The following is a 13,421-nucleotide window of genomic DNA, read 5'->3' on the forward strand; positions in this document are numbered from 1 at the left end:
TGCATGGCTGTCACTCGATCTCCTCGGTACGGGCCGGTCCGCCCCCGCGGCCCCTCAGGCCACCTGGCGCGGCAGCCGCAGGCTGGCGAGCGCCGTCACGACCACCGCCGCGAGCTGCACGACCAGCACCGTGACCAGTGCCTCCCGCGTCCCGTGCGAGGGGGCCAGGGCGAGGAAGAGCGTGCCGAGGGTGGCCACGCCCAGCGCCAGCGCCGACTGCTGGGTGGTGACCATGACCCCGCTGCCCACGCCGGCCCGCTCGGCCGGTACGTCCGCGAGCACCAGCCGGAACAGCACCGGCAGCTGCAGCCCCTGGCCGAGGCCGGCGATCGCCACACCCGGCAGCAGGGCCCACGCCGTCATCCCGGGTTCCCAGCTGCGGGCCACGGTCAGCGCCAGCACCGCGACACCGACGCCCTGCAGGACACCTCCCGCGGTGACCACGCGCCCGCCGTACCGGCCCACCAGGCGTGGCCCGGCCAGCGAGGCCAGGAAGAACGCCACGGCCATCGGCACGAGCGTGGTGCCCGCCTCCACCGGTCCGTACCGCAGGCCCTGCTGCAGGGCGACCGCGATCACGAACATGAAGCCGCCGAAGCCGATGGAGAACGGCACCAGCAGTGGCAGCGCCCGCCGCATCCCGGTGAGCGCGAACAGGCTCGGCGGCACGAGCGGGATCCGCCCGGCCCGGTCGGCCCGCCGCTCGACCAGGAAGAACGCCAGGGCCGCGAACGGGAAGACGGCCAGCGACACCCACGTCCACGCCGGCCAGCCGGCCGCCCGGCCCTCGGTCAGCGGCACCAGCAGCGTCACCAGCGACACCGCCAGCAGCAGGGTGCCCGGCCGGTCGACCGGCGCGGGGCGGTCGGAGCGGGTCTCCGGCACCGAGCGCACCGCGAGCAGCAGCCCGGCCGCCGCGACCGGCACGTTGACCAGGAAGACCGCGCGCCAGCCGGTGCCCGCGATGTCCGCGGCGACCAGGACGCCGCCGAGGATCTGGCCCGCGACCATGGACAGGCCCGCGGTCGCGCCGTACAGGCTCAGCGCCTTGGCCCTGCGGTGGCCGGCGGTCGCGGAGTGGATGGTGGCCAGTACCTGGGGGAGCATCAGCGCGGCCGCCCCGCCTTGCGCGACCCGGGCGCCCACCAGCACCCAGGCGTCGGGCGCCAGGCCGCAGGCGAGCGAGGTCAGGCCGAAGGCCGCCATGCCGGCGAGGAAGAGCCGGCGGCGGCCGAAGGAGTCGCCGAGCCGGCCGCCGAGCACCAGCAGCACGGCGTACGCCACGCCGTAGCCGGCCACGACCAGCTCCAGCACGGCGGCCCCCGCGTCGAGGTCGGTCTCGATGGCGGGCAGGGCGACGTTGACGATGAAGAAGTCGATGAGCGGCAGTGCCGCGCCCAGCAGCACGGTGAACAGGCCCAGCGGGCCGAGCGCCGGCGCGGCGGGGCCGGGCGGTGCCTCGGCGGCCGGTGGCGTGGTTCTCGCTGCCGGTGCCGGGCCGCCGGTGCCGACCCGGATGACGCGGGGGCGTACCTGGGCGCGGGAACGGAGGTCGGCGGAGACGGGGGCTTCGATGTGATCGGTCACGTATGCCACGATGACCTTGTTCCCAGGGGGGTACCAGAGAGCGTTTATCCAGGTATCGCGACCACCTGGCAATGGTTTGGGACCTCAGGCACTCTGGAGGTATGACGTCTCCCAGCGCCGCAGCGCGGAGCGAGCTCGCTTCCTTCCTCCGCAGCCGCCGTGAACGGATCTCCCCCGAGCAGGTCGGACTCCCGCCCGGCCGCCGCCGCCGCACCCCCGGGCTGCGGCGCGAGGAGGTGGCACAGCTCGCCGCGGTGGGGGTGACCTGGTACACCTGGCTCGAGCAGGCCCGGGAGATCCAGATCTCCGCCCAGGTGGCCGACTCCATCGCCCGGGCCCTGATGCTGGACCCGAACGAGCGCACCCACCTCTTCCTGCTCGCCGGGGTGCCGGACCCCAATCCGCGTGCCCAGTGCCCGGGGATGTCGGACCAGATCCGGGAGATGCTGGCGAAGCTGGAGCCCCTGCCGGCCGCGGTCCTCAACAGCCGTACCGACGTCATCGCCCACAACCGCACCTACGCGCGGCTGGTCGACGACCTCGACCGGCTCCCCTTCGAGGACCGCAACATCATGTGGCTGGCCTTCACCGACCCCGCCTGGCGCGAGGGCCTGCCGGACTGGCACGAGACCAGCCGGCAGCTGGTCGCCAAGTACCGTGCGGCGATGGCCGAGCATCTCGCGGAGCCGGCGTGGAAGTCCCTGGTCAAGCGGCTGGAGCAGGCCTCCCCGGAGTTCTGCGAGCTGTGGGAGCGGCATGAGGTGCAGGAACCGGAGAACCGCACCAAGCGCTTCCTCAACCCCCGGGTCGGTCTGCTGACCTTCCACTTCACGCACCTGTGGCTCGGTCCCAGCCAGGGGCCCCGGCTGGTCACCTACTCCCCGGCGGACGCCGCCACCCGCGAACGGCTGGACCGGCTGTACGAGATCGCCCGGTCCGCGCCGAGCGCTATGCCGATGGCGGTGTGAGCAGCCGCTGCCGCGCCTCCATGAGGGCGAAGCCCAGCAGGTTCAGGCCACGCCACCGGTCGGGATCGGCGGCGTGCTCGTCGTCGGCGGCCAGGCCGATGCCCCATATCCGGTCCAAGGGGCTGGCCTCCACCAGCACGCGCGAGCCGGTGCCCAGCAGGTAGTCCCGCAGGGCCGGGTCCTGGCCGAACTTGGCGACGTTGCCCGCCACGACCAGTTCCTCGCGGTGCCGCTCCCAGGTCGCGTTGTCGAAGCCGCGCACCTGCCGTCCCAGCTTCTTCGCGGCGTTCGGGTGCGGGGCGGCGAGGATCCCGGCGAGGGTCCGGTCGTCGTCGAACAGCCGGGCCTTGCCGGCCATCATCCAGTGCTCCGCCGTGGCGTAGCCGATGCCGTCGACGGTGAACTCCGAGGGCCACCACTGGCTCAGGCAGCCCGCGCCCACGCTGCCGTCGCGCCGCGGCTGATGGCCCCAGAAGAACAGGTACTTCGGCCGGACGCCACGCGCGGTCAGTGCCGTCAGCGCAGCCCGGGAACGGGCGTCGCGGGGCTCGGTGATCTGCGTCGTCATGTCACCGACCGTAGCGCCGGGCACCGACAACGGCCCCCGGCTTTCCCGGCTCACCCCGGGGCCGACCCCAGCAGCTTGGTCACCACCCGGTCCAGCGCGGCGAGTTCCTCCGTGTCCAGCTGCAGCAGGCCCGGTGGGGGAGTGCCCAGGATGCGGTCGGCCTCCTGCGCCGCCGCGGCGCCGTCGGGTGTGACGCCCAGGAGCTTGCGGCGCCGGTCGCGCGGGTGCGGTGTGCGTTCCACCAGCCCGCGCCGGACGAGGTCGTCGACGACCAGCGTGACGTACGGGCGGTCCGTCATGAGGTCGGCTGCGAGGTCGCCCGGCGTCACGGGGGCCGCCGCGATCCGGCGCAGCGCCTTGACGCGGAAGAAGCTCATGCCGAGGGCGTCGGCGACCTCGCGGCGCCGTTCGTTGCGTTCGAGGACGAGCGTGCGCAGGTCGCGCCACACCCGGGTGGCCGTGGCCTCGTTCACCGGGCGCCCACCGGCTCGCGGGCGGCGTCCGCGCTGAGCCGCTTCGCGGCGCGTTCCGCGGTGCCCGCCGCCCAGTGGCCCGAGGTCAGCCACCCCAGGGCCAGGATCGCCACACCGCAGCCCGTGATGATCCACCACGCCGTGAGGTCGAGCCCGGCGGCGAGCGCGGCGCCGATGACGGCCACGCCCAGGGACTGCCCGACCTGCCGGCTGGTGGAGGCCACCGCCGCGGCGACCCCGGCCTGGGTCCGCGGCATGCCGGAGACGGCGGTGTTGGTGATCGGGGCGTTGACGAAGCCGAAGCCGATGCCGAACAGGACGTACGCGGTGAACAGCCTCGCGTCCGAGGCGGTCGCGTCCAGCGCGGCGAACATCACGCCGCTCGCCGTGGTGGCCAGGCCCGCCAGCAGCAGCGGCAGGCGCGGGCCGCGGCTGCCGACCATGCGCCCGGACAGCGGGGCGCAGACCAGGGCCATGGCCGCCATCGGCAGCAGGTGCAGACCGGCGTCCAGGGCGGACATGCCAAGCTGGTCCTGGAGGTACAGGGTGTTGAGGAAGAGGAAGCCGGCGAGGGCCGCGAAGGCGCTCACCGCTATCACCGTCGCCCCGCTGAAGGGCGCGCTGCGGAAGAAGCGCGGATCGATCAGCGGTTCCCTGCGCCGCCGTTCGTACGGGACCAGGGCCACCGCCGAGCACAGGGCGAGCACGAGGCAGCCGACGATGACCGGGGAGCCCCAGCCCGCCGCGGGCGCCTCGATGATGGCGTACGTCAGCGAGCCGAGCAGCGCGATGACCATCAGCTGTCCGGCCGGGTCGATCCGGCGTGGCCGGGGGGCACGGGACTCGGGCACGTACAGCGCGGTGAGCACCAGGGCGAGCAGGCCGATGGGCAGGTTGATCCAGAACACCGAGCGCCACCCGACCGACTCCACCAGCGCGCCGCCGATGATCGGCCCTGCGGCCATGCTGATGCCGACGACGCCGCCCCACGCCCCGATCGCCCGCGCGCGCTCGCGCGGATCGGTGAAGACGTTGGTGATGATCGACATCGCGACGGGGTTGAGCATCGAGCCGCCGACCGCCTGCAGCATGCGGAAGACCACCAGCCACTCCAGGCTGGGGGCGATGCTGCAGAGCCCGGAGGCCACGGTGAAGATCACCAGGCCGACGCGGAAGATCCGTCGGCGGCCGATCCGGTCGGCGGTCGAGCCGGAGAGCATGAGCAGCGAGGCCAGCACGAGCGTGTAGGCGTCGATGGTCCACTGCAGTCCGGAGATGGAGGTGTGCAGGTCCCGGCGCATGGCGGGCAGCGCGACGTTGAGGATGGTGTTGTCGAGGCTGACGATCAGCAGGCTCATGCAGCAGACGGCCAGCACCAGCAGACGTCTGCGCCGGCTCAGCTCGGGCATCGGCCGTTCCCGTCTCCGTGATCGGTGCTATCGGTGGATTGATTGTACGTGTGTAACCATTTCACGCTACACCCAATCCCTCCCGGGTGATACGGGAGAATGGTCCACATGACTGCTGACGCCACCGCTCCCGCACTCCGCATCGGCCCGCACACCGTGTGGCCCCCGGTGGTGCTGGCACCGATGGCGGGGATCACCAACGCGCCGTTCCGCACGCTGTGCCGCGAGTTCTCCGGCGGCAAGGGGCTCTTCGTCTCGGAGATGATCACCACCCGCGCCCTCGTCGAGCGCAACGACAAGACGATGCAGCTGATCCACTTCGACGGCACCGAGAAGCCCCGTTCGATCCAGCTGTACGGGGTGGACCCGGTCACCGTCGGCAAGGCGGTCCGGATGATCGTCGACGAGGACCTCGCCGACCACATCGACCTGAACTTCGGCTGCCCGGTCCCGAAGGTGACCCGCAAGGGCGGCGGCTCGGCCCTGCCCTACAAGCGCAACCTGCTCCGCTCGATCCTGCGCGAGGCGGTCGGCAACGCGGGCGACCTGCCGGTCACCATCAAGATGCGCAAGGGCATCGACGACGACCACACCACCTACCTGGACGCCGGCCGGATCGCGGTCGAGGAGGGTGTCACCGCCGTCGCGCTGCACGGCAGGACCGCCGCCCAGCACTACGGCGGCACGGCCGACTGGGAGGCGATCGCCCGCCTCAAGGAGCACGTCCCGGAGATCCCGGTGCTGGGCAACGGCGACATCTGGAGCGCCGCGGACGCGGTCCGGATGATGCGGGAGACCGGTTGCGACGGTGTCGTCGTCGGCCGCGGCTGCCTCGGCCGCCCGTGGCTCTTCGGCGACCTCGTGGCCGCCTTCGAGGGCGGCGGCGCCCCCGCCGCCCCGACGCTGCGCGAGGTCGCCGGCGTCATGCGGCGGCACGCCGGGCTGCTGGGGGAGTGGCTGGGCGACGAGGAGCGCGGCGTCATCGACTTCCGCAAGCACGTCGCCTGGTACACCAAGGGCTTCTCGGTCGGCTCGGAGATGCGCCGCAAGCTCGCGATGACCTCCTCCCTCGCCGAGCTCGACGCCCACCTCGCCGACCTCGACCTGGACCAGGAATGGCCGGATGGCGCCGAGGGACCGCGCGGACGGACGGCCGGGAGCAAGCGCGTGGTGCTCCCGGACGGCTGGCTGGAGGACCCGTACGACTGCTCGGTGGTCGTCGGCGCCGACGCCGAGCTGGACACTTCGGGCGGCTGAGGAGGTTTCGCCGGTCCGCGGGGACGTCCGGACTGTAAGACGAACCGCGGGCAGAGCGAGTGATTCTCGCCACGCCTGATAAGGGTATCGCTCAAATGAGCGCCCCGAGTGTCACCACACCTCTCCAATGAGTGGCACTGAGTGTCATCGTTGTCGTGGCCACATGGTCAAGCCATCCCTCACGTGGAGTGACCGGCTCCGACTGTGGCGATCACGTGGCGAGAGCATGTGTTCGACGGTTGAACGCATCCCCCGTTCACCCGGAGGGACGCCATGACTTTCGATCTCTCGGCGGATGGGTGGTTACGACCGTGTGACCTGGTGATTGACGTACTGCAGCGCCTTCGAGATGGGTACGCTCCCCGCCGTCAGGGCATCCCGGCCGCGAGGAGCGAGTCCCGTGTCGGAAGAACAAGTAATCCAGAAGTTCGTCTACGACTTCACTGAGGGCAACAAGGACCTCAAGGACCTGCTCGGCGGCAAGGGCGCGAACCTCGCCGAGATGACCAACCTCGGCCTGCCCGTCCCTCCGGGCTTCACGATCACCACCGAGGCGTGCAAGGTCTACCTGGAGTCGGGCGCCGCACCCGCGGCGCTGCGCGACGAGGTGAGTGCGCACCTCGAGGCGCTCGAGCAGAGGATGGGCAAGAAGCTCGGTCAGGCGGACGACCCGTTGCTCGTCTCCGTCCGCTCGGGGGCGAAGTTCAGCATGCCGGGCATGATGGACACGGTCCTCAACATCGGCCTGTCCGACGCCTCGGTCGCGGGCCTGGCCGCGCAGGCCGGCAACGAGCGCTTCGCGTGGGACTCCTACCGGCGCCTCATCCAGATGTTCGGCAAGACCGTGCTGGGTGTCGACGGCGAACTCTTCGAGGACGCGCTGGAGGACGCCAAGCGGGCCAAGGGCACCCACGACGACCTCGACCTGGACGCGGGCGACCTGCAGGGCCTGGTCGAGCAGTTCAAGGCCGTCGTCGCCAAGGAGACCGGGCGGGACTTCCCGCAGGAGCCGCGCGAGCAGATGGACCTGGCCGTCCGCGCCGTCTTCGACTCGTGGAACGGAGAGCGCGCCAAGCTCTACCGCCGCCAGGAGCGCATCCCCGGCGACCTCGGCACGGCCGTCAACGTCTGCTCCATGGTCTTCGGCAACCTCGGCTCCGACTCCGGCACCGGCGTCGCCTTCACCCGCGACCCGGCCACCGGCCACCAGGGCGTGTACGGCGACTACCTGAGCAACGCGCAGGGCGAGGACGTCGTGGCGGGCATCCGCAACACCGTGCCGCTCGCCGAGCTGGAGCAGCTGGACAAGACGTCCTACGACCAGCTGATGCAGATCATGGAGACCCTCGAGACGCACTACAAGGACCTGTGCGACATCGAGTTCACCATCGAGCGCGGCAAGCTGTGGATGCTGCAGACCCGCGTCGGCAAGCGCACCGCCGCCGCCGCCTTCCGCATCGCCACCCAGCTGGTCGACCAGGGCCTGATCGACGAGGCCGAGGCGCTGCAGCGGGTCAACGGCGCGCAACTGGCGCAGCTGATGTTCCCCCGCTTCGACGAGAAGGCGAAGGCCGAGCGGATCGGCTGGGGCATCGCCGCCTCCCCGGGCGCGGCCGTCGGCAAGGCCGTCTTCGACTCGTACACCGCCGTGAAGTGGTCGCGCTCCGGCGAGAAGGTCATCCTCATCCGCCGCGAGACCAACCCCGACGACCTCAACGGCATGATCGCGGCCGAGGGCATCCTCACCTCGCGCGGCGGCAAGACCTCGCACGCGGCCGTCGTCGCCCGCGGCATGGGCAAGACCTGCGTCTGCGGCGCCGAGGAGCTCGAGGTCGACACCAAGCGGCGCCGGATGACCGCGCCGGGCGGGGTCGTCGTCGAGGAGGGCGACGTCCTGTCCATCGACGGCTCCTCCGGCAAGGTCTACCTCGGCAAGGTGCCGGTCGTGCCGTCCCCGGTCGTGGAGTACTTCGAGGGCCGCATGCACGCCGGCGCCGACGACGCAGACGAGCTGGTGCGGGCCGTGCACCGGATCATGGCGTACGCGGACCGGGTCCGCCGGCTGCGGGTGCGCGCCAACGCCGACAACGCCGAGGACGCCTCCCGCGCCCGCCGCTTCGGCGCCCAGGGCATCGGCCTGTGCCGCACCGAGCACATGTTCCTCGGCGAGCGCCGCGAGATGGTGGAGCGGCTGATCCTCGCCGACACCGACTCCGAACGCGACAAGGCGCTCTCCGCGCTGCTGCCGCTGCAGCGGTCCGACTTCATCGAGCTCTTCGAGGCGATGGACGGGCTGCCGGTGACCGTGCGCCTGCTGGACCCGCCGCTGCACGAGTTCCTGCCCGACATCACCGAACTGTCGGTGCGGGTCGCGCTCGCCGAGTCCCGCAAGGACGCCAACGAGAACGACCTGCGCCTGCTGCAGGCCGTCCACAAGCTCCACGAGCAGAACCCGATGCTCGGCCTGCGCGGTGTCCGCCTCGGCCTGGTCATCCCCGGTCTGTTCGCCATGCAGGTACGGGCGATCGCCGAGGCCGCCGCGGAGCGCAGGAACGCCAAGGGCGACCCGCGGGCCGAGATCATGATCCCGCTGGTGGGCACCGTCCAGGAGCTGGAGATCGTCCGTGAGGAGGCCGAGGCCGTCATCGCCGAGGTCGAGGCCGCCACGGGCACCGAGCTCAGCCTCACCCTCGGCACGATGATCGAGCTGCCCCGCGCCGCCCTGACCGCCGCCCAGATCGCCGAGGCCGCCGAGTTCTTCTCCTTCGGCACCAACGACCTGACCCAGACGGTCTGGGGCTTCAGCCGCGACGACGTCGAGGCGAGCTTCTTCACCGCCTACCTGGAGAAGGGCATCTTCGGCGTCTCCCCGTTCGAGACCATCGACAAGGAGGGTGTCGGCGCCCTCGTCCGCTCCGCCGCGGAGGCCGGCCGCGCCACCCGGCCCGACCTCAAGCTCGGCGTGTGCGGCGAGCACGGCGGCGACCCCGAGTCCGTCCACTTCTTCCACGAGGTGGGCCTGGACTACGTCTCCTGCTCCCCGTTCCGCATCCCCGTCGCCCGCCTGGAGGCGGGCCGGGCCGCGGCGCAGAGCAAGGGCAGCGACTGCCGGTAGCCCGGCCCGGAAGACCATCTCCCACCCTCACCGGGGGCGGCACCTTTGTGCGAAGGTGCCGCCCCCGCTTCCGTTCCGCCCGGCTACGAACGGAACGGGCCGCGCACCTCGTAGGTGATGCCGCCCGACGAACTGCCGCTCGTGCCGCGCTGCGAGGAGAAGTACAGCCGGGTGCCGTCGGGGGAGAAGGCGGGACCGGTGATCTCGGAGGCGGACTGGCCGCCGACCCGCAGGAACGGCGAGACGACGTCGTCCGGGGTGATCAGGCAGATCTCCATGGTGCCGCCGTCCTCGGCGACGTAGAGGTCACCCGAGGAGCTGCCGGTGATGTTGTCCACACCCGTCAGCGGGGCGCTGCCGGAGACGAGGGAGTCGTCGTACGCCAGCGCGTAGGTGCCGGCGGCCAGGTCGAGCCGCCAGACGCGGTTGTCGCCCTTGGTGGTGAACCAGACGGTGTCGTCGGCGTAGTGGCAGCCCTCGCCGCCGTTGAACCTCTTCGCGCCGGACACCTGGCTGCGGGTGGCGGTCGGGGAGCCGTCGGGGTCGGGCACGTTCGCCCAGGTGAACGAGCCCGAGGCGGCGGTGCCGGCGACCAGCACCTGCAGGGTCCCGGCCGACAGGTCGCCCCAAGTGGCCGGGACGAACCGGTAGAAGCAGCCGTTGGTCTCGTCCTCGGTCAGGTAGACCACCTTGCGCACGGGGTCGGCGGCGGCCGCCTCGTGCTTGAACCTGCCCATGGCGGCGCGGCGCACGGCCGCCTCCACGCCCCGGGGGTCGGTCTCGTACACGTGGCCGAGGCTGACCTCCTCGCAGGACAGCCAGCTGTTCCAGGGCGTCCTGCCGCCCGCGCAGTTCTGCCGGGTGCCGGAGAGGATGCGGTAGGCGCCCGTGACGCTGCCCGAGGCGTTGAACCGCACCGCGCTCGCACCGCCGTTCGGGTCGATCTCCGAGTTGGAGACGTAGATCCAGCCGGTGCCGTCGGCGAAGCACGCGCCGCCGTCGGGCGCGCTGTGCCAGGTGTACGACGTGCCCGCGACCTTCTGGCCGGAGCGGGCGACGACACGGCTGGTGAAACCGCCGGGCAGGGCGATGCCGTTGGCGTCGGGCGCCTGCAGCGCGCCGTAGGGGCCGGCACCGGGCTGGGCGGGTGCGGCGTGGACCGCACCGCGCATCAGGGTGCCACCGAAGGCGGCCGCCGAGCTGCCGACCACCGCTCCGCGCAAGAAGGTTCGACGTTCCACGATCACTCCAGGGACGACGGGGTGGCCCGCCCGGACCCATCGCCGCGGGCGGGTCGCGCACCGGAAGGCTAGGGTGCGCCCCCCGACGTCTTCACCAACACAGCGTGAACCCCCCGCCACGGTCTGTCGGATTCACCGTCATGGCAGAGGGCGCGGGACGCGGCGGCTCACCCCGCCGCGGGCAGTTCGTAGCGGACGCCCGTCAGTTGTTCGGAGGCCGCCCACAGCAGCTCGCCCGCCCGGTCGTCGCGGGTCCACGGGGCGCGCCAGGAGGGGGCCGGGGAGCCGCGCCAGCCCTGGAAGCGGGGACCGGTGAAGGAGTCGGGGAGCACACCGGGGGCCGTGGCGGCGTACAGCAGCGGGAGCGCGCCGGCGTCCGCGGACTGGGCGATCACCCGGTTGCCGAGGCTCACCACGCGTTCGACGGTCCGGCGGTTCTCCATGCGCGCGGCGCGGGTCTGCAACCCGGTGCTCGCGTAGCCGGGGTGCGCCGCCGCGACGACGGTGCCGGCGCCCGCGGCCGCCAGCCGCCGGGACAGCTCGTGGACGAAGAGCAGGTTGGCGCTCTTGGAACGGGCGTAGGCGACCCAACGGCGGTAGTGGCGCTCGCTGTTGAGGTCACCGGGGTCGATGGTGGCGACCGCGTGCATGCTGCTGGAGACGGAGACGACCCGCGCTCCCGGGGTGGCCAGCAGGCGCGGCAGCAGCAGCCCGGTGAGGGCGAAGTGGCCGAGGTGGTTCACGCCCATCTGGGTCTCGAAGCCGTCGGCGGTGGTGCCGTGCGGCAGGGCCATCACACCGGCGTTGTTGACCAGCAGGTCCAGCGCGGTGCCGTCGTACCCGGCGGCGAAGGCGCGCACCGAGGACAGGTCGCCCAGGTCGAGGTGGCGGTATCCGGCGCGGGCGTCGGGCACCTCGGCCTTCAGGCGGTCGACGGCCTCCTTGCCGCGCGTCTCGCTGCGGCAGGCGAGCAGCACCCTGGCGCCCTTGCGGGCGAGCTCGCGGGCGGTGCAGTAGCCGATGCCGCTGTTCGCACCGGTGACGACGGCCGTGCGGCCGCTCTGGTCGGGGATGTCGTGCGCGCTCCAAGCCATGCGGGCCAGCGTAGGGCCGCCGCGCCGCCCTCCACACGGGTGCGCGACGGCCCGTCGGCGTCAGGAGTGCGGGGGACGGTCCTCGCCGGTGCCGCCGGTGCCGAACTCGTCGCCCAGCTTGTCCTGAGCGGTGTCGACCTGGCGCTGGTACTTCCCGCCGGTCTTCTCGTCCAGCATGTCGCCGCCCTTGTCGATGCCCTTCTGGGACTGGCTCTCGTGGCCCTTCAGCTTGGCCTTGATCTTGTCGAACATGGACATCGCTGTCCTCCTCGCCGTGAGTGGCACTTCTCTCAGCATCACCGCCCCGCCGAAGATCCGCATCCGGAACCCGCGAGTGGTCGAAGCCGCAGGTCAGAGCGATGACGCGGGGCGTGAAGCGCGGCGTGGCCGGGGCCGGACGCCGTGGGGCGCCGGCCACGGGGACCACCGGCCGGAGGCCTCCCGTGCGGCGGCGCACCGGCGGCGCAGGCGCCGTCCTGCGTACGGTCGTTGCCGCGGGGCACCGCGGGTGGAGGGGGACGGCGTCCGTCGGGAGCCGCGGGGCGGCGGGCCCCGGGCGGCCGACGCGAGGTGCGGCCGGCCCGGACCCCGGTGCGCCGGCGGCGAGGCCCGCCGTCCGAAGCCCTTGGGCGGGGGTCGCGGGGTGGTGGCACACGCGCCGTCCAGCGCACGGCGGTTGCCGCCGAGGGCCACGGGCCCCGGGCGGCCGACGCGAGGTGCGGCCGCGGCGGCGTGCGGTTGCACATGCCTGCGGGCCGGGCCGCGGTGTGAGGGGCGGATTGCGGGCGCTCGCGTGGTGGTCTCGTGTCGGCAGCGATCCGGGGTGACCCGTATGCCGGTGCGGCCGTCTGCCCCAACAGGGGAGCCCGGCGGGTCCGACGTTTCCCTCTGGGAGGGGAGACGCGGCAGTGGCGTCGGAGGGCGACCGGAATCCGGGTCCGGGTGCGGTGCGAGGCGCCGTGCCAGGCGGGGGCGACCGCCGGGTTCGCCGTCGCGCCGGGCCCATCGGGATGCGTGCTGGACGGGCGGCCGGTCAGGGGGCGGGGGACACCCGGCCGCCGATGTCGACGGTGCCGTCGGGGTGGAACCGGGTCAGGATCTGTGAGCCCACGCCCTGGCGGACGTCCAGCGGGCGTCCCAGCTCGCCGGTGAGCACGAGCGCCGCGGCGCCCGTCGCCTCGTCCTCCACGATCCCGTCGCCGCGTCGCGGGAAGGCCCGTGCCCGGACGCGTCCGGCCGCCTCGTCCGCCCAGGCCCAGGCGTAGAGCCAGCCCTCACCGGGCGGTGGCGCGGGGAGCGCGTCCACTTCCTCGGGTGAGCCGAACCGCTGGGTGCGACGCCCCGATGCCCACTCCGCGCGCCCGCGCACCCAGGTGAAAGCGCCCTCCGTCCAGGCCTTCACCTCTCCGGCCGGCGGCCGCAGCACCTCCGCCCCGAGCAGCCACGCCGTCCCCACCATCGGATGGCCCGCGAAGGGCAGCCGTACGCTCGGCGTCCAGATGTCGACGACGCCGCGTGCGGCGTCGTCGACGAACACGGTCTCGCTGTAGCCGAGCTCCGCGGCGAACCGCCGCCGCGCCTGCGTCCCGGGTACGGACGCGCCGTCCCGCACCACCCCGAGCAGGTTCCCGCCCCGCCCCTCGGGACCGATGAACACGCGCAGCACCTCGACCTCGGCCATGGGCCGATTCAAGCAGGCGCCCGGCCCG

General features: G+C 72.8%; 11 protein-coding genes. 3 read left to right on the forward strand and 8 right to left on the reverse strand.

Going from position 1 to position 13,421, the window contains the following annotated elements; genetic code table 11:
• Nucleotides 1-54 precede the first annotated feature (54 nt).
• The gene (locus ACFV3E_RS06335) at nucleotides 55-1,407 is read right to left on the reverse strand and encodes an MFS transporter (protein WP_500533702.1); all 1,353 of its coding nucleotides are present in this window, start codon (nucleotides 1,405-1,407) and stop codon (nucleotides 55-57) included.
• Between the two features lie 281 nt (nucleotides 1,408-1,688).
• On the opposite strand from ACFV3E_RS06335, the gene ACFV3E_RS06340 reads away from it, so the two are divergent.
• Nucleotides 1,689-2,555 (forward strand): helix-turn-helix transcriptional regulator, encoded by an 867-nt coding sequence (locus tag ACFV3E_RS06340; RefSeq protein WP_500533652.1) that lies wholly within the window; start codon nucleotides 1,689-1,691, stop codon nucleotides 2,553-2,555.
• Here the strand turns inward: ACFV3E_RS06340 and ybiA are convergent.
• The 3 genes from ybiA to ACFV3E_RS06355 are packed head-to-tail and all read right to left on the reverse strand — an operon-like array spanning nucleotide 2,536 to nucleotide 5,005.
• Nucleotides 2,536-3,123 carry a riboflavin biosynthesis intermediates N-glycosidase gene (gene ybiA, locus ACFV3E_RS06345; protein WP_500533653.1) on the reverse strand — a complete coding sequence of 196 codons (588 nt, stop codon included), beginning with the start codon at nucleotides 3,121-3,123 and terminating at the stop codon, nucleotides 2,536-2,538. The genes ACFV3E_RS06340 and ybiA overlap by 20 nt on opposite strands.
• Before the next feature lie 50 nt (nucleotides 3,124-3,173).
• On the reverse strand, nucleotides 3,174-3,596 hold the full coding sequence (locus ACFV3E_RS06350; RefSeq protein WP_500533654.1) for a MarR family winged helix-turn-helix transcriptional regulator: 423 nt from the start codon (nucleotides 3,594-3,596) through the stop codon (nucleotides 3,174-3,176).
• Entirely contained in the window at nucleotides 3,593-5,005 is a 1,413-nt protein-coding gene (locus tag ACFV3E_RS06355; protein WP_500533655.1) for an MFS transporter, read from the reverse strand. Before ACFV3E_RS06355 ends, ACFV3E_RS06350 begins: the two co-directional genes overlap by 4 nt.
• Nucleotides 5,006-5,113: 108 nt before the next feature.
• On the opposite strand from ACFV3E_RS06355, the gene dusB reads away from it, so the two are divergent.
• Nucleotides 5,114-6,262 (forward strand): tRNA dihydrouridine synthase DusB, encoded by a 1,149-nt coding sequence (gene dusB, locus ACFV3E_RS06360; RefSeq protein WP_500533656.1) that lies wholly within the window; start codon nucleotides 5,114-5,116, stop codon nucleotides 6,260-6,262.
• Between the two features lie 418 nt (nucleotides 6,263-6,680).
• Nucleotides 6,681-9,377, forward strand: a complete 2,697-nt coding sequence (ppdK, locus tag ACFV3E_RS06365) for a pyruvate, phosphate dikinase (protein ID WP_500533703.1) — start codon at nucleotides 6,681-6,683, stop codon at nucleotides 9,375-9,377.
• An 83-nt stretch (nucleotides 9,378-9,460) separates the two neighbouring features.
• Here ppdK and ACFV3E_RS06370 read toward each other — a convergent pair whose 3' ends face one another.
• The 4 genes from ACFV3E_RS06370 to ACFV3E_RS06385 all read right to left on the reverse strand — a co-directional run bounded on the left by ACFV3E_RS06370 (nucleotide 9,461) and on the right by ACFV3E_RS06385 (nucleotide 13,393).
• Nucleotides 9,461-10,618 carry an alkaline phosphatase PhoX gene (locus tag ACFV3E_RS06370; RefSeq protein WP_500533657.1) on the reverse strand — a complete coding sequence of 386 codons (1,158 nt, stop codon included), beginning with the start codon at nucleotides 10,616-10,618 and terminating at the stop codon, nucleotides 9,461-9,463.
• 167 nt (nucleotides 10,619-10,785) lie between these two features.
• Nucleotides 10,786-11,712: an oxidoreductase gene (locus tag ACFV3E_RS06375; RefSeq protein ID WP_500533658.1), complete on the reverse strand. Its 927-nt coding sequence runs from the start codon at nucleotides 11,710-11,712 to the stop codon at nucleotides 10,786-10,788.
• A 60-nt stretch (nucleotides 11,713-11,772) separates the two neighbouring features.
• Nucleotides 11,773-11,970 carry an antitoxin gene (locus ACFV3E_RS06380; RefSeq protein ID WP_500533659.1) on the reverse strand — a complete coding sequence of 66 codons (198 nt, stop codon included), beginning with the start codon at nucleotides 11,968-11,970 and terminating at the stop codon, nucleotides 11,773-11,775.
• 775 nt (nucleotides 11,971-12,745) lie between these two features.
• A complete protein-coding gene (locus ACFV3E_RS06385; protein WP_500533660.1) occupies nucleotides 12,746-13,393 on the reverse strand; it encodes a PhzF family phenazine biosynthesis protein in 648 nt (215 codons plus the stop codon).
• Nucleotides 13,394-13,421 lie beyond the last annotated feature (28 nt).

It is taken from the genome of Streptomyces sp. NPDC059718, assembly GCF_042733315.1.
Taxonomy (GTDB): Bacteria; Actinomycetota; Actinomycetes; order Streptomycetales; family Streptomycetaceae; genus Actinacidiphila.